Source organism: Streptococcus pneumoniae, from assembly GCA_040719455.1.
Lineage (GTDB): Bacteria > Bacillota > Bacilli > Lactobacillales > Streptococcaceae > Streptococcus > Streptococcus pneumoniae_G.
On sequence record JBFDTN010000001.1, the window covers coordinates 1,800,740 to 1,821,685 of the forward strand.

The window sequence follows — 20,946 nt, forward strand, 5'->3', positions numbered from 1 at the left end:
GATAAAGATAGGTAACAGGTGAGTGGACAATTATGTATCAGATGTGAGATAATAGTCCTATGGAAAATAAGAAAACATTACTACTCATTGACGGGTCTTCCGTCGCTTTTCGGGCATTTTTTGCCCTTTATCAGCAGATTGATCGGTTTAAGAGTCCGAATGGTCTGCATACCAATGCGATTTATGGCTTTCATCTCATGCTTCATCATCTCTTGGAGCGGATTCAACCCAGCCATATTTTAGTGGCTTTTGATGCAGGGAAAACGACGTTTCGGACAGAGATGTATGCTGACTACAAGGGTGGTCGTGCCAAGACGCCAGACGAATTTCGAGAGCAATTTCCCTTTATTCGCCAGATGATTGAAGTACTAGGAATTAAGCACTATGACCTAGAGCAATACGAAGCCGATGACATCATCGGAACTTTGGCGAAACAAGCAGAAGCTGATGGCTTTTCAGTGACTATCGTCAGTGGAGACAAGGACTTGATTCAGCTGACAGATGAGCATACGGTGGTTGAGATTTCTAAAAAAGGGGTGGCAGAGTTTGAAGCCTTTACTCCTAGCTATCTGATGGAAAAAATGGGAATTACTCCTGCCCAATTTATCGACCTAAAAGCGCTTATGGGGGATTCGTCCGATAATATCCCAGGTGTGACCAAAATCGGAGAAAAAACAGGTCTGAAATTGCTCAAGGAATATGGTAGCCTAGAGGGGCTGTATGAGCAAATTGAGGATATGAAGAAATCCAAGATGAAAGAAAATCTCATCAATGATAAGGACATTGCCTTTTTGTCGAAGACGCTTGCAACTATTGATACACAGGCGCCGATTGAGATTGGGCTGAGTGACTTGGCTTACCATGGTCCGAAGATTGAGGAGCTTGGGCGTTTCTACGATGAAATGGGCTTCACCCAGCTCAAAAAAGCCATGAATGCAGCTGAGGAAACGACGAATACGACTGAGATTGCTTTTGAGGTGATTACTGAGGTTCGAGCAGAGATGCTATCGAAAGACCAGTTTTTCCATTTTGAGCTTATCAAGGACAACTACCACACAGAAGAGATGGTTGGCTTTGCTTGGGGAAATGCTGAAAAAATCTACGTCAGTGATGACACGAATCTTTTGACGCAACCTATTTTCAAGGAATTTTTGGAGAATACTGCGCTTTGTGTCTATGACTTCAAACGTGCAAAAGTTCTGCTCAGTCGCTTGGGAGTCACTCTTCCTCAGCCTGCTTTTGACAGCCGCCTAGCAAAATACCTGCTATCCACCGTCGAAGACAATGCCATCTCCACTATTGCGAGCTTGTACGGTACGACTGTGCTTCCGACCGATGAGGAATTTTACGGTCGTGGTGCCAAGCAAGCGGTGCCAGAAAAAGAGCTACTCTTTGCTCACTTAGCAAGAAAAGTCGCCGTACTGGTCGAGACGGAAGAGCCGATGAGAGCAGCCTTAGAAGAGCATGGGCAAATCGCTCTGTTAGAAGAGATGGAGCAACCTCTATCCTATGTACTTGCCAAGATGGAAATTGCAGGGATTCGCGTGGAAAAAGCAACGCTGCAAGATATGCAAGCAGAAAATGAGGTAGTCTTAGAGCGCCTCACTCAAGAAATCCATGACATGGCTGGCGAGGAATTTAACATCAACTCACCAAAACAACTAGGCGTGATTCTCTTTGAAAAGCTAGGTCTGCCGCTCGAGATGACGAAAAAAACCAAGACAGGTTATTCGACAGCCGTTGATGTCTTAGAGCGCTTAGCCCCAATCGCCCCAATCGTGGCAAAGATTTTGGAATATCGCCAGATAGCAAAACTCCAATCGACTTACGTCATTGGTCTGCAAGACTCGATATTAGACGATGGAAAGATCCATACGCGCTATGTGCAGGATTTGACCCAGACAGGTCGTCTGTCAAGTATTGACCCCAATCTGCAAAATATCCCTGTCCGCCTTGAGCAAGGGCGTTTGATTCGAAAAGCCTTTGTGCCAGAGTGGGAGGACAGTGTGCTTCTTAGCTCGGACTACTCGCAGATTGAATTGCGCGTGTTGGCGCACATCTCAGGAGATGAGCATTTGATTGACGCCTTTAATCACGGAGCGGATATCCATACCTCAACTGCCATGCGGGTCTTTGGCATTGAAAAAGCCGAGGACGTAACACCAAATGACCGCCGCAATGCCAAGGCTGTTAACTTTGGCGTGGTCTATGGGATTTCTGATTTTGGCTTGTCCAATAACCTTGGAATCACGCGCCAAGAGGCAAGATCCTACATTGACATGTACTTTGAACGCTATCCGAAAATCAAGGAATACATGGAAAATGTCGTGCGTGAGGCAAAAGACAAGGGCTATGTCGAAACCCTCTTTCACCGTCGCAGAGAAATTCCTGACATCAATTCACGGAATTTCAACGTGCGGAGTTTTGCGGAGAGAACGGCAATCAACTCACCGATTCAAGGAAGTGCGGCTGATATTTTGAAAATAGCCATGATTTCTTTGGATAAGGCATTGGTTGAGGGCAATTTTAAAACCCGCATGTTACTGCAAGTACACGATGAAATCGTCCTTGAAGTACCAAATGAAGAGCTAGAAAGCGTGCGTAAGCTCGTCAAGGACATTATGGAAGCAGCGATTGAGCTGTCTGTGCCTTTAGAAGCCGATGAAAATGCAGGAAAAACATGGTATGAAGCAAAATAATCTCGTTTTAGCTTTATTTAAGCTAGCTGCGTTATACTAATACCATCAAATAAAGACCTCCTAACTTTATTTTGATAACATCCTAAACTTTTTCATAATAATCTCCGAAAGAGGAGTCCGTAAGGGCTCTTCTTTTTGCCTTTTGAGATGGAAACCCTTTTCATCTATGATATAATAGAAGAAAAGGAGGAAATATCATGTACGAATTTCAAAATCCAACAGACGAACAAGTGAGAAGCTATCTCGCAAACAGCAAGACCATTGCGGTGGTTGGCTTGTCAGATAGAGATAGTGCAGTGAGCAAGCGCGTCTCCAAGTTTATGCAGGACATGGGCTATCAGATTATCCCTGTCAATCCTCGATTAGCAGACGGTGAGATTTTAGGGGAGAAAGTCTATGCCAGCCTAGCGGATATTCCACTTGCGATTGATATTGTCAATGTCTTTCGCAGAAGTGAGTTTTTGCCAGATGTGGCGCGTGAGTTTGTAGAGAGTGATGCTCAAGTCTTTTGGGCGCAACTAGACTTACAAAGTGAGGAAGCAGGAGCGATTTTACAAGCAGCTGGACGAAAAGATGTGGTCATGAACCGCTGTATCAAGCGAGAGTATGCTCGCCTGATGGAAGGATTTGCGAGCTAATGGCGACCCTTGTCATCATTCGTGGCAATTCTGGCTCGGGTAAATCAAGCCTCGCTCAAGCGCTGCAAGATCACTATGGGCGTAGAACCCTCGTCATCTCGCAAGACAATGTCCGAAGAACCATGCTGAGAGAAAAGGTAGAGCCAGATAATCTCTCCATCTCTCTGACCGAGACCATAGCCCGCTTTGGGTATGAGAAGGATCTACTGGTCATTATTGAGGGCTTTTATGAGACAGCAGTCTATGGGGAAATGCTGGAGCGCTTGCGCACGCTCTTTGCTCCGCGTGTCTTTCCCTATTATTATGACTTACCGTTTGAAGAGACGGTCAAACGCCACGCCACTCGAGATAAAAAAGACGACTTTACCGCAGCAGACATGAAGCGCTGGTGGGTGGAGAAGGACTATCTCGGTTGGGAAGAGGAAGAGTTCCTCACCGCTGAGGTGAGCCTTGAGATGGCTATGAAGCGGATTTGTCAAAGGATAGACTATGATTTGTAGAATGTTGATGGTTAATGTTTTATCGTTATCTAGTTTTCAGTTATTCTGTTCAAATAAGACAGCATCAAATGGTTACATCTATCAAATAGAATGAAGTCTGGGGCTTTTCCCAGTCTTTTTTGTTTGTTTCTAAAATTTACAAAAAGCATACATCGCTGATATTGTCCGTGAAAATAGCTCTTGCGCCTAGAATAACGAGAGTATTGTTCGTATTATGAGAACGTTATCTATGTTCCGTCTATACTTATTCAAAAGGTCTATGAAAATGCTATCATCTGTGTTTTGTCTATGTTTGTTTGAGGGGTGCTTTTGATGTATAATGAGAGCGATTTAACAAAGGTGGTTCATTGGAACCTAGAAAGTGAGACGTAGATATGAAGAAACAACTTTGTCTAGCAGCAGCTAGCTTGGCTATTTTATCAGCCGTACCTCAACATTCTCCTATTGTGCAGGTGTCTGCAGAAGTGCTAGACCAACATACTCAAGTGAGAAATCAATTAAAAACCTTGTATAAGCAAATTACTGATTTGGAGAGACAGTATAATCAAAGCCAAGGGTTGAAGAAAAATTATAAGGACGAGGTTAAAAAACCTTATTTTAACGAACTAAAAGCATTTGTTGAGAAAGAGACAGTGGACTCAGTCGATATTTCAGCTTTGATTAGCCAGATTACTGTTGGCGGTGATCCTGATAGAAAGAAAGAAGAATTTGAACAGTTCCTAGCTGATGTAGCTGCTGATTATGACACACGGTTTGCAGATGCTTTAGATAATTATAAGCATCTTATAGCGAATGCAGATCCAAAATATACCAAGCAGCTAGAGGAAGCTGCTGGGAAAAAGGATTTAGGAGCTTTGCTGGAAGCATTCAGTGATATTACAAAGCAAATCCAAAAAGATAGAGAACAGCCTAAGGACACTGCGGATCCAAAACTGCAAAATGACCTCAAAACCTTGTACAAGCAAATCAAGGAGTTGGCAGTGGTAGGCGATGAAAGCTTGAACTTAACTAAAAAGAACTACTATGAGCCTGAAAGTAAAAAGGACTATTTCCAACAGTTAAAAGATTTTGCTGAAAAAGGAAATGCTGATAAGGCTACACTTGAGAAGCTAAAGAAAGAGCTTGCACCTGAGGGAGATGATGCCTTTAACAAGCTCCTAACGGATGTGGCTACTGATTATGATAAAGTGCTCAACAATCTTGTGAGTGCTTTCCGATCTACTTTTGGACGAAGCTACCCAGACTATCTCAATCAATTAGAGGAAGTTGCCAAACAAAAAGATGTTGCAGCCTTGCAGCAAAAATTCAAAGAAATTCAAGAGAAGCTCGATCAAGAAAGAGCATTAAAACCACAAAATGACCTCAAAACCCTGTATAAACAACTTATGGATTTGATGGATTATGACAAACGGGGTACAGGGATTCTTTCGAAAAGTTATAAAGATTTAGATAAAACAGATAATTTTGCTAAATTAAAAGAGTTTGTAGAAAAAGACTTTCAAGGAGTCACTGCTGACGAGATTAAAAAATTGCAAGCTGACATTTCAGATAAAGATGTAATTGTAAAAGATTACCAAAAAATGCTTGATAAGCTTGTAGCAGATGCAAAAGTTTTTCTGGAAAGTAATCCCGATAAGGACAGATATTATAAACAAATAGATGAAGCAGCGAAAAAACGAGATTATACAGAATTAAACGAAACATTCAAGATGATTCAAGCGGAAATTGATCAGAAAAAGAACCTACCTGATTATAAAAAACCGCTTTTAGAGGCAGTTAAAAAACTTCCACTACCAACGAACGTCAGAAATAGCTATTTACAGAGAATCCAAGATGCGACAAGTGCAGAAGAAGCTTCTAAGGTTCACGCAGAAGCATTGGAAGCAGTAAAAGCCCAAGAGGATCTCAAGGCGAAAAAAGAAGCTGCTAAGAAAGAATTGTCAGGTAAAAACGACTTGGAACCCGATGAGCGTTCAGGATATTTGGAACGTGTGGAAAAGGCTTCAAGTGTAGAGGAAGTTGATGCGATTTTGCGTGAAGCAAACGAAAAAGCAGCAAACAACAAACCAATCATCGATAAACGTCAAGCACTGACAGAAGAAATCAAAAAATTAGGCTTTTTGACAGAAGACCACCGCTCTGAGTTGAATGACCGCGTAGAGCAAGCGCAGACCGTAGAACAGCTAGATGCTGTCTTGGCAGATGCTAAGAAGAAAAATATCGAAGATTTAAAAGCGGAAGAAAAAGAAACGCTTAAAAAGGCGAAAGAAATTCTTAAAGTTTTAGATACCCTGCCAGAGTTAAAAGATAAAAATCTTTATGGAACAAGTATCGAGACATGGCCGTACATCAAGGACTTATTAAAACCTTATACAAAGGCTTTTGAAAATTTGAAGCCAACAGATGACTACGATGATAACCGACTTTATCAGATTCGAGAACATCTTTACTTTGTGACACAGTTTGGAGAGGTGGAGAGACTTGCGCGTGAACTTGAGCAAAAACGCCGCCAGTATCCAGAAAATAAAGAGTTAGAAGACGTCATTAAATCCATGTTTACAGGAAGTCCCTGGGCAACCATTGAAACAGGGAAATTTGCTGATTTTAGACATTTCTTGAAAGATGATATCTATCCAAAAGCAAAGAAATTTAACGACATCTATGAAAAATTAGAAGCAGAGCACAGCACTCCGCTTACCCCGCTAACACCAGCAGTCAAGACTACTAAGGAAACGAAGACCGAAGAGCTTCCATTCGAGGAAAAAGTGGTTGAAAATCCAGACTTACCAAAAGGTGAGCGTAAAGTTACCACCCCAGGTGTGAAAGGGATTAAAACGATTGTCGAAGAAGTGAAAACGCAAGGCGACAAGGAACTCTCACGGACCAAGATTTCAGAGATGGTTACTAAACCAGCAGTGACACAAATTGTCGAAGTTGGCACCAAAGAAGTGAAACCATCTGTACCATTGACACCGCTCACCCCAGCGATTAAGACCACTAAGGAAACAAAGACCGAAGAACTTCCATTTGAGGAAAAAGTGGTTGAAAATCCAAACCTACCAAAAGGTGAGCGTAAAGTTACAACGCCAGGTGTGAAAGGGATCAAAACGATTGTCGAAGAAGTGAAAACGCAAGGCGACAAGGAAATCTCACGGACTAAGATTTCAGAGATGGTTACTAAACCAGCAGTGACACAAATTGTCGAAGTTGGCACCAAAGAAGTGAAACCATCTGTACCATTGACACCGCTCACCCCAGCAATCAAGACCACTAAGGAAACGAAGACCGAAGAACTTCCATTCGAGGAAAAAGTGGGAGAAAATCCAAACCTACCAAAAGGCAAGCGTAAAGTTACAACGCCAGGTGTGAAAGGAATCAAAACCATTGTCGAAGAAGTGAAAACTCAAGGCGACAAGGAACTCTCACGGACTAAGATTTCCGAGATGATTACCAAACCAGCAGTGACACAGATTGTCGAAGTTGGTACGAAAGAAGTCAAACCATCTGTACCTCAAACACCACTCACCCCAGCGATTAAAACCATTCAGGAAGCACGCAGTGAGGAAATTCCATTCACAGAACAAGAAGAACTCAATCCAGAACTTCCACAAGGTGAGCGTAGAATTAAAGTACCAGGTGTAAATGGTATTCGTACGATTATTGAAGAAATCAAAACGCAAGGTGATAAGGAGCTTTCACGGAAAGTATTGTCTGAGACAGTGACTAAAGAAGCGGTCACTCAGATTGTCGAAGTTGGAACAAAAGCGCCCGTACCAGCGCCACCAGTTACTCCAGCACCGACTCCTCAGCCAGAAGCGCCGATTGTGCCAGAAACCCCACCAATGGAACCAGAACAAACTCCAGCACCTGCCCCAGCGCCAATTGAACCACAAGCACCGATTGTTCCGGAAACCCCACCAATGGAACCAGAACAAACCCCGGCGCCCGCCCCAGCACCAATGGAACCGCAAGCACCGATTGTACCAGAGCAACCACAAGTACCGGAACAACCGCAAACCCCAGCCCCTGCTCCACAACCAGAGAATCCAGCGCCAATTGAACCACAAGCGCCGATTGTGCCGGAGCAACCCCAAGTACCAGAAACTCCAGCGCCAATTGAACCACAAGCGCCGATTGTACCAGAGCAACCACCAGTGCCAGAACAACCGCAAACTCCGGCGCCCGCTCCAGCTCCAGAGAATCCAGCGCCAATTGAACCACAAGCACCGATTGTACCAGAGCAACCACAAGTGCCGGAACAACCGCAAACCCCGGCGCCTGCTCCACAACCAGAGAATCCAGCACCAATGGAACCACAAGCACCGATTGTACCAGAGCAACCACAAGTGCCAGAACAACCGCAAACTCCGGCGCCCGCTCCACAACCAGAGAGCCCATCGCCAATGGAACCAGAAGCGCCGATTGTACCAGAGCAACCACAAATCCCAGCACCAGAGGCACCTAAGGAAAAAGAACAACCAAAAGCACCTGAATCTCCTAAAACTTCTCCAATGAAACCAAAAGAAGAAGCACCAAAAGGAAATGATTCGAAGAAGCCAGAGGATTCTAGCAAAGCAGGTCAATCCAATACTCCAAAAGAAGAGAAAAAGGATAAACCAGCACCAAAACCTGAAATGCCTAAAGCACCAAAAGGAAACTCTGATACATCTGATAAAGATGGTGTGAAACGACAAAATGAGACTCGTCCGCTTCCACCACGCTCAGAGAAAAATGCTGATGCAAAAGACCGCATGCTCGGTGGTGCGAAATCTACCAAAGCAGCGAAAAAATCAAATAACCTACCAAAAACAGGTGAGAAATCAAGCTTTGCACCCCTAGTTGGAATTGCCCTTGCAGGCATTGCAGCATGGTTTAGCAAATGCAAAAAAAGAATCGTGAAAAAATAATAAAAAAGGAAGCGGAACAATAATCGTGATTTCGAAGAAATCGATTTTGTAGTCCCCCCTTGGCAAGGTTGACTAGGTCAAATTGTTCAGGTTATAAAAAGAACGAGGTTAGAGACTTTTGTCCTAACCTCGTTTTTTATGTTGTTGATGACTCGCCTGATGTTTCAAGCGTTCATAGAAAATAACTTGACTGGCATACCGATAAGGATAGACATAGATGGACAAAGTACCAAAGGTAAAGCTTGATAGAATTGCCCAACCGATGAAGCTCAAATCAAGGATGAATCGACTGCCCTTATACCCTTTCATCATGCGCCGACTTTGTCTTAGAATGGCGAAAGCCTCTTGATAGTGTCCAGTTTTAAGTTGGTCGCAGAGGATAAATTCGACTTGAGAGTAGGCGTAGTTTTGCGGAATGCTGATGATTAGTCCTATAATCATCATGATCACTCCAGCAGCGAGATACATGCTCATGTCTTGTAAACGCCCTTCTTGAGCTAGCGGGATGCCCTCAGGATAGGTAAATGCAATATTGAGTATGATAATGCTGGCATACAGCATGAGAAGTGCTCCCATTGTTGCAAGAATGCTCCAAAGAAAGAGCATGATTTCTTTAATCAAGAGTGTTAGAAAAACAGGTCCAAAGACATCGCTTTGAAAAGCACGAGTGGAGTCTTGGAAATGAACTTCTTGCTTGTTGCCCTGCAGCACTTCTAGCAGAGCAGCGAATGCAGATGTGATAAAGATAGACAGGACAAAATTCATGACCCATGGAAAGAGCGTACGATTAAACAAAAAAGTGAAAAATACGCTAGGGCTTAGAATCTGCTGGATACTGATGGTTGTTGGATGTAAAAGATTAAAAAGAGATGATCCGATAGTGGCAAGAATCGGAGCTAAAAAGAGCAATCGGATACCTTTTACTGATGATTGTAATTGACGAGCTTCTGCTCGAATAGCAGAAATATCCATAGAAAACCTCCATTTCTTACCTTCTAGTATATCATAAAGTCTTCATATAGAAAGGAAAACCCTTTCTATTTTACAGGATTTTTGATACAATCATACAGGACTCAGTTGGCAAAGCTGACTGAAGGTCAGTGGATTGAAAAAGGACTAGGACAAGGCAAGGAGCTTACAGATAACCCTTTAGAACCTGTATTCACAGCTCAGCAACTCTATTCAGGGCTTATTTTTCGCTACTCATCGTTACTTTTTCTCGAAATACAATCAGTATTCCTTCAAAAAAAACGTCTTGATTATCGTAAAATAAGCTCCCGCTTAGAAGACTTCGCTTATGAATACAGGTTCTAGTGCATCAAAGCGACTGAACGATATCCTACTCTTTATTCAATGCGCTATAAAATAAGATCTGGGACTGTTTTTCCCAGAATCGGAGGTAAAAGATGACATCACCTATTCAATATCGGTTGATCAAAAAAGAAAAACACACAGGTGCGCGTCTGGGCGAGATTATCACACCGCACGGCACCTTTCCAACACCTATGTTTATGCCAGTAGGTACTCAAGCAACGGTTAAAACTCAGTCGCCTGAAGAGCTTAAGGAAATGGGTTCAGGAATTATCCTATCCAACACCTATCATCTCTGGCTTCGTCCGGGAGATGAGCTGATTGCACATGCAGGAGGTCTCCACAAGTTCATGAATTGGGACCAAGCGATTTTGACAGATAGCGGCGGTTTCCAAGTTTACTCCTTGGCAGATAGTCGAAATATCACCGAAGAAGGAGTGACCTTTAAAAACCACCTTAACGGTTCCAAAATGTTCCTCTCACCTGAAAAGGCGATTTCAATCCAGAACAATCTCGGCAGTGATATTATGATGAGCTTTGACGAATGTCCACAGTTTTATCAACCTTATGACTATGTCAAAAAATCAATCGAACGCACCAGCCGTTGGGCAGAGCGTGGCTTGAAAGCCCACCGTCGTCCGCACGATCAAGGTCTATTTGGAATTGTGCAAGGTGCAGGTTTTGAAGATTTGCGTCGCCAGTCAGCTCAGGACCTTGTCAGTATGGATTTCCCAGGATACTCTATCGGAGGTTTGGCAGTTGGAGAATCACACGAGGAGATGAATGCCGTGCTTGATTTCACAACTCCGCTTCTGCCAGAAAATAAACCGCGCTACCTCATGGGAGTAGGGGCGCCTGATAGCTTGATTGATGGGGTGATTCGTGGGGTCGACATGTTTGACTGCGTCTTGCCGACACGGATTGCAAGAAACGGGACTTGTATGACCAGCGAGGGTCGTTTGGTGGTGAAAAATGCCCAGTTTGCAGAGGATTTCACGCCACTTGACCATGATTGTGACTGTTACACTTGTCGCAACTATACACGGGCCTACCTCCGTCATCTTCTCAAGGCAGATGAGACCTTTGGGATCCGCTTGACCAGCTACCACAACCTCTACTTCTTGATTAAGCTCATGAAAAATGTTCGCCAAGCCATTATGGATGACAATCTCTTGGAATTCCGTGAAGACTTTATCGAGCGCTATGGATACAATAGTTCAAAACGGAATTTCTAATCATGGAAAAGAACTCTTTCTAAAGACCCTTTATCAGGAAATGATAAAGGCAATCTACAAACTATTGGGATCTATGGTCACGGAGGCTTAGGGAAAAGCGTGCTTGTGCAGGAACTTTGGAGCTTGATTGGCACAGAGAGGGCAAATCTACTAGAGACGGATGTCTATGTCCTAGATAGCTCACTACGTGATTTAGTAGCACCTCGGACCTTTCCAAATCAAAAAGTGACAGCCTGTATGCCTCTCGCTCATGAATTGGGAAGTTTAGAGCGCGATATAAAAGCGCTGCAAGCTGGCTTGGATATTTTGACGATTGAAAAAGACTGGCAAGCGAGCAAGCGTTTGTCAGGAGGAAAGCCAATTCTCATTGTGGAAGGGATGTCTGTTTCGTTTCTATCTTCTACCTTGTTTGATGTGAGAATTTGCCTTTATACGGACGAGGAGACTTCGCTAGCCAGAAGATTGACGAGAGATGTTGCCCACTGCAATCGTAAAGAGGACTTTGTCAGAGCGATGGAAAAAGAGCGACGAGATCAGTATCATGCTTACTATGAAGCCTATCAAGCCCAAGCAGATATTCTCATTAACCAATCACAGAATCAGTTTGTAATAGAAAGAAATACTTATTTTTGATTTCGCCTCCCTCAATAGGGAGGTTTTTCTATAAAAAACTTGACAAATATATTAGGGGGGGGGGATATAATATATTTGTTGTTAAAATATGTTTTGCAGTCAAACGAAGGAGACGATATATGAAAAAAGCATCTATTTACATGAGCGGATTAGCCCTGGCTTCTGCATCAGCGATTGGACTTGCCGCTAATCAAGAAGTCCATGCAGATGAGCAGATGGATAAAGTCTTGGAACAGGCAATCAATGAAGCAAAAGCACAGGAAGATGTTGCAGCAGTGCTTCAAGAAGCGAAGCAAGACGTTGCTCAGCAAGAAAAAGTAGTTGCAGCAGCTCAAGCAGCAGTAGAAAAGCAACAAAAGCAAGTAGCAGACCTAGAGCAAAAGGTTCAAGAAACAGCTCAACTAGACCCTGCGGCAGTAAAAGAGCAAATTAACTCAGCAAAAGCAACTGTGGCAGCAGAAGAAGAAAAGGTTACAAATTTAGAAAAAGGATTGACTAACCTTGTCTCTGAGCAAGAAAAGCAACAGAAAGAACAAGCAGCAGTGCAACAAGCAGTGGATGCCAAAAAAGCAGAAGTAGAAGCAAGTCGCAAAAAAGTGAGCGATAACCAAGTTTCTACGGACAATCAAGCAGCCTTGACTGAGCAAAAAAATGCTCAACAGGCAGTAAAAGGTGCCCAAGCTAGTTTGACAAAAGCTGAGAAAGAACAAGCAGCAGCCCAAACAGCGTTAGATACAGCTAATCAGCAAAATAGCCAGAAGAGTCAAAAGAATGACATTCAAGTGGATCAAACGTGGCTTGATAAAGTAGAAACCTATCTAACTTTAGAAAGTGCGGATACTCGTGATTTTGACAAAATATCAGCAGCTAAAGAAGAATTGCAAACTATGGCAGCTAGCATGATTGCTAAGAATGCCTATAAAGAAGAAAAAGGATTGGATGTCAGCAAGACCTATGATCTAGCCAATCTTCCAGCAGCGATCGTAGAAGATCTATCTCACTATGCAGCGAGCCTTTTAAATCCTATTCGGAAACAATTACAAACAAATGCCTTGGTTGTAAGTCCTGATTCTGTAAAATTGGCTGACTTAGTCGTAGCAGACTATGAAGCCCATGCTGATCAATTACGAGAATCAAGTGATGGTAGCGTTTATGGATATTTTGCGGATGTCAAAACAACAGCTAATAAAGTAGGGATTCCAAGTTTAGGAAGCGATCTTCGCTTGTCAATTTCTAAGGTTTCAACCCAAGTAACTCTACAAGATCTTCATCGTATGGTCTATCAAAGCTTGGTTCAATCTGTTTTTGCCATGAAATCAGATGGAGAAGCCCTTCTTGACTTGCCAACAAGAAAATTGAAGGTAGCGCCAAAACAAGATTACATTGGGATTGATTTTTCAAATAGCAAGGACTTTAGCTTATTGCATTTCACAGGAGTTAGCCAGTCATATGTAGAGCACTCAGCAGATTATAAAGATCGTTTTGGAGTGGTCTATAATGGGACAGTTGTTGCAAACCCTTATGAAAACTCTACTGCAACTAGCGTAGATGTCACACCTCTAAAAGATACCTTAGAGAAAGCGAAACAAGCTGTAAAAGCAGCTCAAGAAGGACTTGAAAAAGCTGAACTTCGCTTGACAAATGCAAACAAGGCAGTTGCGAATTCAACGACTAGCTCAAAAGCCCAAGAGGAAGCCTTAGCAGCAGCGCAGGCAGAACTTGCTAATAAAGAAAAAGAACTAGCCCAACTGGAAGCTACGTTACAAGCAGTTACGAAACAAAGTAATGAAGTAGCTGCAAAAGTAGTAGCCGCAAAAGCAGAAGTTGAAACAGCAAAGGCTAACGTACAAAAAGCAAAAGCAGCCTTACAAGCAGCAGAAATGCTTGATCAAGATCCAACTGCAAAAGAAAAACTAGCAAAAGAACTCGAAAAAGCGAAACAAGCCTTAGCAGAGGCTGAAGAAGCGCTAGCCAAAGAAACCTTTATCCTAGAATTTTACAAGGAAATCTTGCCTAAATTTGAAGAATGGGTCAACGCACAGTTGAAACAGAAAAAAGAAGGGGAGATGACAACATATCGTCCATCACGCTATATGGCTCCGATGAACAAACAAGTATTGTCTACTAAACCTTTGAAAAAGCCTGCTTCGACAGCAAAAGCAGCTTTGCCAGCTACAGGAGAGACTTCTTCTTTCCTTAGCTTAATCGGCTTAGGTCTAGGCTTACTAGGTCTCGCTCAATACAAAAAGAAACAAGGTTAAATCATTTGACCGCCTCCCTCAATAGGGAGGTTTTTTCTTGCTCTTCAAAAAGAAAACCATTTCATCAAATTTCTTTAAAAAATTTGCGCAAAGTCCTTGCAATCTCTAGGTCTTTGTGTTATTCTACTATGGTGCCGTAAAAAAAATACGGTTGTAGCTTTGATGCAAGAGGTTGCGACACGCTCGGTTGCATTGCCACGCAATCACCTGTCGGTTTTCTTGTGGAGCTAGCCTATTATCTTAAATAGACGAAAAGGAGAAAAAGATGGCAAACAAAAAAATCCGCATCCGCTTGAAAGCGTACGAACACCGTACACTTGATACAGCAGCTGCAAAAATCGTAGAAACAGCTACTCGTACAGGTGCAGAAGTTGCAGGACCAATCCCACTTCCAACTGAACGTAGCCTCTACACAATCATTCGTGCGACTCACAAATATAAAGATTCTCGCGAACAATTTGAGATGCGTACTCACAAACGTCTAATCGACATCGTGAACCCAACTCAAAAAACAGTTGATGCATTGATGAAACTTGATTTACCAAGTGGCGTTAACGTAGAAATCAAACTTTAATCAAACACTCGCTACAACGTAGAGATGTGTCTGAGCATAAAAAACGCTCGTTAAAAACTTTTTGAAATAACTTTATAGAAAAGGAAACATTTTCTCATGACAAAAGGAATCTTAGGGAAAAAAGTGGGAATGACTCAAATCTTCACTGAAGCTGGCGAATTGATCCCTGTAACTGTTGTTGAAGCAGCTCCAAACGTTGTTCTTCAAGTAAAAACAGTTGAAACAGATGGTTACAACGCTGTTCAAGTTGGTTTTGATGACCTTCGCGAAGTATTGAGCAACAAACCTGCTAAAGGACATGTAGCTAAAGCTAACACGGCTCCTAAGCGCTTCATTCGTGAATTCAAAAACATTGAAGGCTTGGAAGTTGGATCAGAAATTACAGTTGACACTTTCGCAGCTGGAGATGTTGTTGATGTAACAGGAACTTCAAAAGGTAAAGGTTTCCAAGGTGTTATCAAACGCCACGGACAATCTCGTGGACCTATGGCTCACGGTTCTCGTTACCACCGTCGTCCTGGTTCAATGGGACCAGTTGCGCCAAACCGCGTGTTTAAAAACAAACACTTGGCAGGACGTATGGGTGGCAACCGCGTGACAATTCAAAATCTTGAAATTGCACAAGTTGTTCCAGAGAAAAACGTTATCCTTATCAAAGGTAACGTACCAGGTGCTAAGAAATCTCTTATCACGATCAAATCAGCAGTTAAAGCTGGTAAATAATAAAGAAAGGGGAAATCAGTCACAATGGCAAACGTAACATTATTTGACCAAACTGGTAAACAAGCTGGTGAAGTAGTTCTTAACGATGCAGTCTTTGGTATCGAACCAAACCAAGCAGTTGTGTTTGATGTCATCATCAGCCAACGTGCGAGCCTTCGTCAAGGAACTCACGCTGTTAAAAACCGCTCTGCAGTATCAGGTGGTGGACGCAAACCATGGCGTCAAAAAGGAACTGGACGTGCTCGTCAAGGGTCTATCCGTTCTCCACAATGGCGTGGTGGTGGTGTAGTCTTTGGACCAACTCCACGTTCATACGCTTACAAACTTCCACAAAAGGTTCGTCGTTTGGCACTTAAATCTGTTTACTCAGAAAAAGTTGCTGACAGCAAATTTGTAGCGGTTGACAGCCTTTCATTTACAGCTCCAAAAACTGCTGAATTTGCAAAAGTTCTTGCAGCACTTAGCATTGATACAAAAGTTCTTGTAATTCTTGAAGAAGGAAATGAATTCGCAGCACTTTCAGCTCGTAACCTTCCAAACGTGAAAGTTGCAACTGCTACAACTGCAAGCGTTCTTGACATTGCAAATGCAGACAAACTTCTTGTAACTCAAGCAGCTATCTCTAAAATCGAGGAGGTTCTTGCATAATGAATTTGTATGACGTAATCAAAAAGCCTGTCATCACTGAAAGCTCAATGGCTCAGCTTGAAGCAGGCAAATATGTCTTTGAAGTAGATACTCGCGCTCACAAACTTCTCATCAAACAAGCTGTTGAAGCAGCATTTGAAGGTGTAAAAGTTGCAAATGTGAACACAATCAACGTAAAACCAAAAGCAAAACGTGTTGGACGCTACACTGGTTTTACTTCTAAAACTAAAAAAGCAATCATCACGCTTACAGCTGATTCAAAAGCAATCGAGTTGTTTGCAGCTGCTGATGCAGAATAATCTAAGGAGGAAATATCGTGGGAATCAGAGTTTATAAACCAACTACAAATGGTCGCCGTAATATGACTTCTTTGGATTTTGCTGAGATCACTACTAGCACTCCAGAAAAAACTTTGCTTGTTTCATTGAAGAGCAAAGCTGGTCGTAACAACAACGGACGCATCACTGTTCGTCACCAAGGTGGCGGTCACAAACGTCACTACCGTTTGATTGACTTCAAACGTAACAAAGACGCTGTTGAAGCAGTAGTTAAAACTATCGAGTACGATCCAAACCGTTCAGCGAACATCGCACTTGTGCACTACACTGACGGTGTGAAAGCATACATCATCGCTCCAAAAGGTCTTGAAGTTGGTCAACGTATCGTTTCAGGTCCAGAAGCAGATATCAAAGTCGGAAACGCTCTTCCACTTGCAAACATTCCAGTCGGTACCCTTATCCACAACATCGAGTTGAAACCAGGTCGTGGTGGAGAGTTGGTCCGTGCAGCTGGAGCATCTGCTCAAGTATTGGGACAAGAAGGTAAATATACACTTGTTCGTCTTCAATCAGGCGAAGTTCGTATGATCCTTGGAGCTTGTCGTGCAACAGTTGGTGTTGTCGGAAACGAACAACACGGACTTGTAAACCTTGGTAAAGCGGGACGTAGCCGCTGGAAAGGTATCCGTCCAACTGTTCGCGGTTCTGTAATGAACCCGAATGATCACCCACACGGTGGTGGTGAAGGTAAAGCACCAGTTGGTCGTAAAGCACCATCTACTCCATGGGGCAAACCTGCTCTTGGACTTAAAACTCGTAACAAGAAAGCAAAATCTAACAAGCTTATCGTTCGTCGTCGCAACGAGAAATAATCTGTTACAAGTAGCATAAAACATTATCCGCCAGCTCGGTAGCCTTGCATTTGCAAGGCAGGCCGCTGTGGTACATATTTTAAAGGAGAAAACACTAAAATGGGACGCAGTCTTAAAAAAGGACCTTTCGTCGATGAGCATTTGATGAAAAAAGTTGAAGCTCAAGCAAACGACGAAAAGAAAAAAGTAATCAAAACTTGGTCACGTCGTTCAACGATCTTCCCAAGTTTCATTGGATACACAATCGCAGTTTATGACGGACGTAAACACGTACCTGTTTACATCCAAGAAGACATGGTAGGTCACAAACTTGGTGAATTTGCACCAACTCGTACTTACAAAGGTCACGCAGCTGACGATAAGAAAACACGTAGATAAGAGAGGAGAAAAACATGGCAGAAATTACTTCAGCTAAAGCAATGGCTCGTACAGTGCGCGTTTCACCTCGTAAATCTCGTCTAGTTCTTGACAATATTCGTGGTAAAAACGTCGCTGACGCAATCGCAATTTTGAAATTCACTCCAAACAAAGCTGCTGGCATTATTGAGAAAGTATTAAACTCAGCAATCGCTAACGCTGAAAACAACTTTGGTTTGGAAAAAGCAAACTTGGTAGTATCTGAAGCATACGCAAACGAAGGACCAACATTGAAACGTTTCCGTCCACGTGCGAAAGGTTCAGCTTCACCAATCAACAAACGCACAGCCCACATTACAGTGGTTGTTGCAGAAAAATAAGGAGGTAAAATCGTGGGTCAAAAAGTACATCCAATTGGTATGCGTGTCGGCATCATCCGTGACTGGGATGCCAAATGGTATGCTGAAAAAGAATACGCGGATTACCTTCATGAGGATCTTGCAATCCGCAAATTTATTCAAAAAGAATTGGCTGATGCAGCAGTTTCAACAATTGAAATTGAACGCGCAGTTAATAAAGTCATCGTTTCACTTCACACTGCAAAACCAGGTATGGTTATCGGTAAAGGTGGAGCAAACGTTGATGCACTTCGTGCAAAATTAAACAAAATGACTGGAAAACAAGTTCACATCAACATCATCGAAATCAAACAACCTGATTTGGATGCACACCTTGTTGGTGAAGGAATTGCTCGCCAATTAGAGCAACGTGTTGCTTTCCGTCGTGCTCAAAAACAAGCTATCCAACGTGCAATGCGTGCTGGAGCTAAAGGAATCAAAACTCAAGTATCTGGACGTTTGAACGGTGCTGACATCGCTCGTGCAGAAGGATATTCTGAAGGAACAGTTCCGCTTCACACACTTCGTGCGGATATCGATTACGCTTGGGAAGAAGCTCTTACAACTTACGGTAAACTTGGTGTTAAAGTATGGATCTACCGTGGTGAAGTTCTTCCTGCTCGTAAAAACACTAAAGGAGGTAAATAACCAATGTTAGTACCTAAACGTGTTAAACACCGTCGTGAATTCCGTGGAAAAATGCGCGGTGAAGCAAAAGGCGGAAAACAAGTAGATTTCGGTGAATACGGTCTTCAAGCAACAACTAGCCACTGGATCACAAACCGTCAAATCGAAGCAGCCCGTATCGCGATGACTCGTTATATGAAACGTGGTGGTAAAGTTTGGATCAAAATCTTCCCACACAAATCATACACCGCTAAAGCTATCGGGGTACGTATGGGATCTGGTAAAGGGGCACCTGAAGGTTGGGTAGCACCAGTTAAACGTGGTAAAGTGATGTTTGAAGTTGCTGGCGTTTCAGAAGAAATCGCTCGCGAAGCACTTCGTCTTGCAAGCCACAAATTGCCAGTTAAATGCAAATTCGTAAAACGTGAAGCAGAATAAGGAGAAGACATGAAACTTAATGAAGTAAAAGAATTTGTTAAAGAACTTCGTGGACTTTCTCAAGAAGAGCTCGCGAAGCGTGAAAATGAATTGAAAAAAGAATTGTTCGAACTTCGTTTCCAAGCAGCTGCTGGTCAATTAGAACAAACAGGACGCTTGAAAGAAGTGAAAAAACAAATCGCTCGTATCAAAACTGTTCAATCAGAAGTTAAATAATAGACTAGGGAAGGAGAATTTCAATGGAACGCAATAATCGTAAAGTTCTTGTCGGACGTGTCGTTTCTGACAAAATGGACAAAACAATCACAGTTGTAGTTGAAACAAAACGTAACCACCCAGTCTATGGTAAACGTATTAACTACTCTAAAAAATACAAAGCTCATGATGAAAACAACGTCGCTAAAGAAGGCGATATCGTTCGTATCATGGAAACTCGTCCGCTTTCAGCTACAAAACGTTTCCGTCTTGTAGAAGTCGTTGAAGAAGCGGTTATCATCTAATCAAACCTGAAAGGAGAAAATTGAAATGATTCAAACAGAAACTCGTTTGAAAGTTGCTGACAACAGCGGTGCTCGCGAAATCTTGACAATCAAAGTTCTTGGTGGTTCAAAACGTAAATTCGCAAGTATCGGTGATGTTATCGTAGCATCTGTAAAACAAGCAACTCCTGGTGGTGCGGTTAAAAAAGGTGACGTTGTAAAAGCAGTTATCGTACGTACTAAATCAGGTGCTCGTCGTGCTGATGGTTCATACATCAAATTTGACGAAAATGCTGCGGTTATTATCCGTGAAGATAAAACACCTCGCGGAACACGTATCTTTGGCCCAGTTGCACGCGAATTGCGTGAAGGTGGTTTCATGAAGATCGTGTCACTTGCCCCAGAAGTACTTTAATCAAAAAAACAAACGCAGTCCCCTGAAAGACATCCTTTCAGGGTGCCCTTGTGGGCGTAAGAAATAAAAGGAGAAACCAATGTTTGTAAAATCAGGCGATAAAGTTCGCGTAATCGCTGGTAAAGACAAAGGCGTTGAAGCTAAAGTCCTTACAGCTCTTCCAAAAGTCAACAAAGTTGTTGTTGAAGGTGTAAACATCGTTAAAAAACACCAAAAACCAAATAACGAATACCCTCAAGGTGCTATCGTAGAAAAAGAAGCACCAATCCATGTATCAAACGTTCAAGTTCTTGATAAAAATGGTGTTGCAGGACGTGTTGGCTACAAATTTGTAGATGGCAAAAAAGTTCGTTACAATAAAAAATCAGGCGAAGTGCTTGATTAATCACGAAGGAAAGGAGAAGTAACATGGCTAATCGTTTAAAAGAAAAATATCTTAATGAAGTAGTTCCTGCTTTGACAGAAAAATTTAACTACTCATCAGTTATGGCAGTGCCAAAAGTAGATAAGATCGTTTTGAACATGGGTGTTGGAGACGCTGTATCAAACGCTAAAAACCTTGAAAAAGCAGCTGAAGAGCTTGCTCTTATCTCAGGACAAAAACCGCTTATCACTAAAGCTAAAAAATCTATCGCCGGCTTCCGTCTTCGTGAAGGTGTTGCAATCGGTGCGAAAGTAACCCTTCGTGGCGAACGTATGTATGAGTTCTTGGATAAATTGGTTACTGTATCACTTCCACGTGTTCGTGACTTCCATGGAGTTCCAACAAAATCATTTGATGGACGTGGAAACTACACACTTGGTGTGAAAGAGCAATTGATTTTCCCAGAAATCAACTTTGATGATGTTGATAAAACTCGTGGTATGGACATCGTTATCGTAACAACTGCTAATACTGACGAAGAGTCACGCGAATTGCTTACAGGCCTTGGAATGCCTTTTGCAAAATAATA

The 20,946-nt window shown here is 42.5% G+C and carries 23 protein-coding genes; 22 read left to right on the forward strand and 1 reads right to left on the reverse strand.

Features of this window, described 5'->3' with window-relative positions; translation table 11 throughout:
- The first annotated feature begins 59 nt into the window (after positions 1-59).
- The 4 genes from polA (at position 60) to AB1I63_08730 (ending at position 8,744) form a co-directional block, all read left to right on the forward strand.
- Positions 60-2,699 (forward strand): DNA polymerase I, encoded by a 2,640-nt coding sequence (gene polA, locus AB1I63_08715; GenBank protein ID MEW4354930.1) that lies wholly within the window; start codon positions 60-62, stop codon positions 2,697-2,699.
- A gap of 194 nt (positions 2,700-2,893) precedes the next feature.
- Entirely contained in the window at positions 2,894-3,337 is a 444-nt protein-coding gene (locus AB1I63_08720) for a CoA-binding protein (GenBank protein ID MEW4354931.1), read from the forward strand.
- Positions 3,337-3,837, forward strand: a complete 501-nt coding sequence (locus AB1I63_08725; protein ID MEW4354932.1) for a kinase — start codon at positions 3,337-3,339, stop codon at positions 3,835-3,837. The genes AB1I63_08720 and AB1I63_08725 overlap by 1 nt, the downstream gene beginning before the upstream one ends.
- A gap of 374 nt (positions 3,838-4,211) precedes the next feature.
- Positions 4,212-8,744, forward strand: coding sequence for a G5 domain-containing protein (locus tag AB1I63_08730; protein MEW4354933.1), 4,533 nt, complete (start codon positions 4,212-4,214; stop codon positions 8,742-8,744).
- 123 nt (positions 8,745-8,867) lie between these two features.
- On the opposite strand, the gene AB1I63_08735 is transcribed toward AB1I63_08730, so the two are convergent.
- Positions 8,868-9,716, reverse strand: coding sequence for a DUF975 family protein (locus tag AB1I63_08735; protein MEW4354934.1), 849 nt, complete (start codon positions 9,714-9,716; stop codon positions 8,868-8,870).
- A 105-nt stretch (positions 9,717-9,821) separates the two neighbouring features.
- Between AB1I63_08735 and AB1I63_08740 the strand changes: the two genes are divergently transcribed.
- From AB1I63_08740 to rplE, 18 genes are all read left to right on the forward strand, one after another.
- On the forward strand, positions 9,822-10,058 hold the full coding sequence (locus AB1I63_08740) for a hypothetical protein (GenBank protein ID MEW4354935.1): 237 nt from the start codon (positions 9,822-9,824) through the stop codon (positions 10,056-10,058).
- A gap of 92 nt (positions 10,059-10,150) precedes the next feature.
- Entirely contained in the window at positions 10,151-11,290 is a 1,140-nt protein-coding gene (tgt, locus tag AB1I63_08745; protein ID MEW4354936.1) for a tRNA guanosine(34) transglycosylase Tgt, read from the forward strand.
- A gap of 105 nt (positions 11,291-11,395) precedes the next feature.
- Positions 11,396-11,923 carry a phosphoribulokinase gene (locus AB1I63_08750; GenBank protein ID MEW4354937.1) on the forward strand — a complete coding sequence of 176 codons (528 nt, stop codon included), beginning with the start codon at positions 11,396-11,398 and terminating at the stop codon, positions 11,921-11,923.
- Positions 11,924-12,042: 119 nt separating this feature from the next.
- On the forward strand, positions 12,043-14,184 hold the full coding sequence (locus tag AB1I63_08755; GenBank protein MEW4354938.1) for an SEC10/PgrA surface exclusion domain-containing protein: 2,142 nt from the start codon (positions 12,043-12,045) through the stop codon (positions 14,182-14,184).
- 265 nt (positions 14,185-14,449) lie between these two features.
- Positions 14,450-14,758, forward strand: a complete 309-nt coding sequence (gene rpsJ, locus AB1I63_08760; protein ID MEW4354939.1) for a 30S ribosomal protein S10 — start codon at positions 14,450-14,452, stop codon at positions 14,756-14,758.
- A 96-nt stretch (positions 14,759-14,854) separates the two neighbouring features.
- Positions 14,855-15,481, forward strand: coding sequence for a 50S ribosomal protein L3 (rplC, locus tag AB1I63_08765; GenBank protein MEW4354940.1), 627 nt, complete (start codon positions 14,855-14,857; stop codon positions 15,479-15,481).
- A gap of 24 nt (positions 15,482-15,505) precedes the next feature.
- Positions 15,506-16,129, forward strand: coding sequence for a 50S ribosomal protein L4 (rplD, locus tag AB1I63_08770; protein ID MEW4354941.1), 624 nt, complete (start codon positions 15,506-15,508; stop codon positions 16,127-16,129).
- The gene (locus AB1I63_08775; GenBank protein MEW4354942.1) at positions 16,129-16,428 is read left to right on the forward strand and encodes a 50S ribosomal protein L23; all 300 of its coding nucleotides are present in this window, start codon (positions 16,129-16,131) and stop codon (positions 16,426-16,428) included. Before rplD ends, AB1I63_08775 begins: the two co-directional genes overlap by 1 nt.
- A 17-nt stretch (positions 16,429-16,445) precedes the next feature.
- Positions 16,446-17,279 carry a 50S ribosomal protein L2 gene (gene rplB / locus AB1I63_08780; GenBank protein ID MEW4354943.1) on the forward strand — a complete coding sequence of 278 codons (834 nt, stop codon included), beginning with the start codon at positions 16,446-16,448 and terminating at the stop codon, positions 17,277-17,279.
- Positions 17,280-17,378: 99 nt separating this feature from the next.
- Positions 17,379-17,657 carry a 30S ribosomal protein S19 gene (gene rpsS / locus AB1I63_08785; GenBank protein ID MEW4354944.1) on the forward strand — a complete coding sequence of 93 codons (279 nt, stop codon included), beginning with the start codon at positions 17,379-17,381 and terminating at the stop codon, positions 17,655-17,657.
- 14 nt (positions 17,658-17,671) lie between these two features.
- A complete protein-coding gene (gene rplV, locus AB1I63_08790; GenBank protein MEW4354945.1) occupies positions 17,672-18,016 on the forward strand; it encodes a 50S ribosomal protein L22 in 345 nt (114 codons plus the stop codon).
- Between the two features lie 12 nt (positions 18,017-18,028).
- Complete coding sequence (gene rpsC, locus AB1I63_08795) at positions 18,029-18,682, forward strand: 30S ribosomal protein S3 (GenBank protein ID MEW4354946.1); 654 nt, start codon at positions 18,029-18,031, stop codon at positions 18,680-18,682.
- 3 nt (positions 18,683-18,685) lie between these two features.
- Entirely contained in the window at positions 18,686-19,099 is a 414-nt protein-coding gene (gene rplP / locus AB1I63_08800; protein MEW4354947.1) for a 50S ribosomal protein L16, read from the forward strand.
- A 9-nt stretch (positions 19,100-19,108) separates the two neighbouring features.
- Positions 19,109-19,315 (forward strand): 50S ribosomal protein L29, encoded by a 207-nt coding sequence (gene rpmC, locus AB1I63_08805; GenBank protein MEW4354948.1) that lies wholly within the window; start codon positions 19,109-19,111, stop codon positions 19,313-19,315.
- A 23-nt stretch (positions 19,316-19,338) separates the two neighbouring features.
- On the forward strand, positions 19,339-19,599 hold the full coding sequence (rpsQ, locus tag AB1I63_08810) for a 30S ribosomal protein S17 (GenBank protein ID MEW4354949.1): 261 nt from the start codon (positions 19,339-19,341) through the stop codon (positions 19,597-19,599).
- Positions 19,600-19,624: 25 nt separating this feature from the next.
- A complete protein-coding gene (gene rplN / locus AB1I63_08815) occupies positions 19,625-19,993 on the forward strand; it encodes a 50S ribosomal protein L14 (GenBank protein ID MEW4354950.1) in 369 nt (122 codons plus the stop codon).
- Positions 19,994-20,072: 79 nt separating this feature from the next.
- Positions 20,073-20,378 carry a 50S ribosomal protein L24 gene (gene rplX / locus AB1I63_08820; protein ID MEW4354951.1) on the forward strand — a complete coding sequence of 102 codons (306 nt, stop codon included), beginning with the start codon at positions 20,073-20,075 and terminating at the stop codon, positions 20,376-20,378.
- A gap of 23 nt (positions 20,379-20,401) precedes the next feature.
- Entirely contained in the window at positions 20,402-20,944 is a 543-nt protein-coding gene (gene rplE / locus AB1I63_08825; GenBank protein MEW4354952.1) for a 50S ribosomal protein L5, read from the forward strand.
- Positions 20,945-20,946 lie beyond the last annotated feature (2 nt).

What these genes read in the sequence shown, in the direction of transcription:
- rpmC (MEW4354948.1), top strand. Translation starts at nt 19,109, where the DNA reads ATGAAACTTAATGAAGTAAAAGAATTTGTTAAAGAACTTCGTGGACTT.
- AB1I63_08725 (MEW4354932.1), top strand. Translation starts at nt 3,337, where the DNA reads ATGGCGACCCTTGTCATCATTCGTGGCAATTCTGGCTCGGGTAAATCA.
- AB1I63_08735 (MEW4354934.1), bottom strand. Translation starts at nt 9,716, where the DNA reads ATGGATATTTCTGCTATTCGAGCAGAAGCTCGTCAATTACAATCATCA.
- rplP (MEW4354947.1), top strand. Translation starts at nt 18,686, where the DNA reads ATGTTAGTACCTAAACGTGTTAAACACCGTCGTGAATTCCGTGGAAAA.
- rpsJ (MEW4354939.1), top strand. Translation starts at nt 14,450, where the DNA reads ATGGCAAACAAAAAAATCCGCATCCGCTTGAAAGCGTACGAACACCGT.
- rplD (MEW4354941.1), top strand. Translation starts at nt 15,506, where the DNA reads ATGGCAAACGTAACATTATTTGACCAAACTGGTAAACAAGCTGGTGAA.
- AB1I63_08730 (MEW4354933.1), top strand. Translation starts at nt 4,212, where the DNA reads ATGAAGAAACAACTTTGTCTAGCAGCAGCTAGCTTGGCTATTTTATCA.
- rplE (MEW4354952.1), top strand. Translation starts at nt 20,402, where the DNA reads ATGGCTAATCGTTTAAAAGAAAAATATCTTAATGAAGTAGTTCCTGCT.
- tgt (MEW4354936.1), top strand. Translation starts at nt 10,151, where the DNA reads ATGACATCACCTATTCAATATCGGTTGATCAAAAAAGAAAAACACACA.
- AB1I63_08775 (MEW4354942.1), top strand. Translation starts at nt 16,129, where the DNA reads ATGAATTTGTATGACGTAATCAAAAAGCCTGTCATCACTGAAAGCTCA.
- AB1I63_08755 (MEW4354938.1), top strand. Translation starts at nt 12,043, where the DNA reads ATGAAAAAAGCATCTATTTACATGAGCGGATTAGCCCTGGCTTCTGCA.
- rplN (MEW4354950.1), top strand. Translation starts at nt 19,625, where the DNA reads ATGATTCAAACAGAAACTCGTTTGAAAGTTGCTGACAACAGCGGTGCT.
- rplX (MEW4354951.1), top strand. Translation starts at nt 20,073, where the DNA reads ATGTTTGTAAAATCAGGCGATAAAGTTCGCGTAATCGCTGGTAAAGAC.
- rplC (MEW4354940.1), top strand. Translation starts at nt 14,855, where the DNA reads ATGACAAAAGGAATCTTAGGGAAAAAAGTGGGAATGACTCAAATCTTC.
- rplV (MEW4354945.1), top strand. Translation starts at nt 17,672, where the DNA reads ATGGCAGAAATTACTTCAGCTAAAGCAATGGCTCGTACAGTGCGCGTT.
- rpsS (MEW4354944.1), top strand. Translation starts at nt 17,379, where the DNA reads ATGGGACGCAGTCTTAAAAAAGGACCTTTCGTCGATGAGCATTTGATG.
- rpsQ (MEW4354949.1), top strand. Translation starts at nt 19,339, where the DNA reads ATGGAACGCAATAATCGTAAAGTTCTTGTCGGACGTGTCGTTTCTGAC.
- polA (MEW4354930.1), top strand. Translation starts at nt 60, where the DNA reads ATGGAAAATAAGAAAACATTACTACTCATTGACGGGTCTTCCGTCGCT.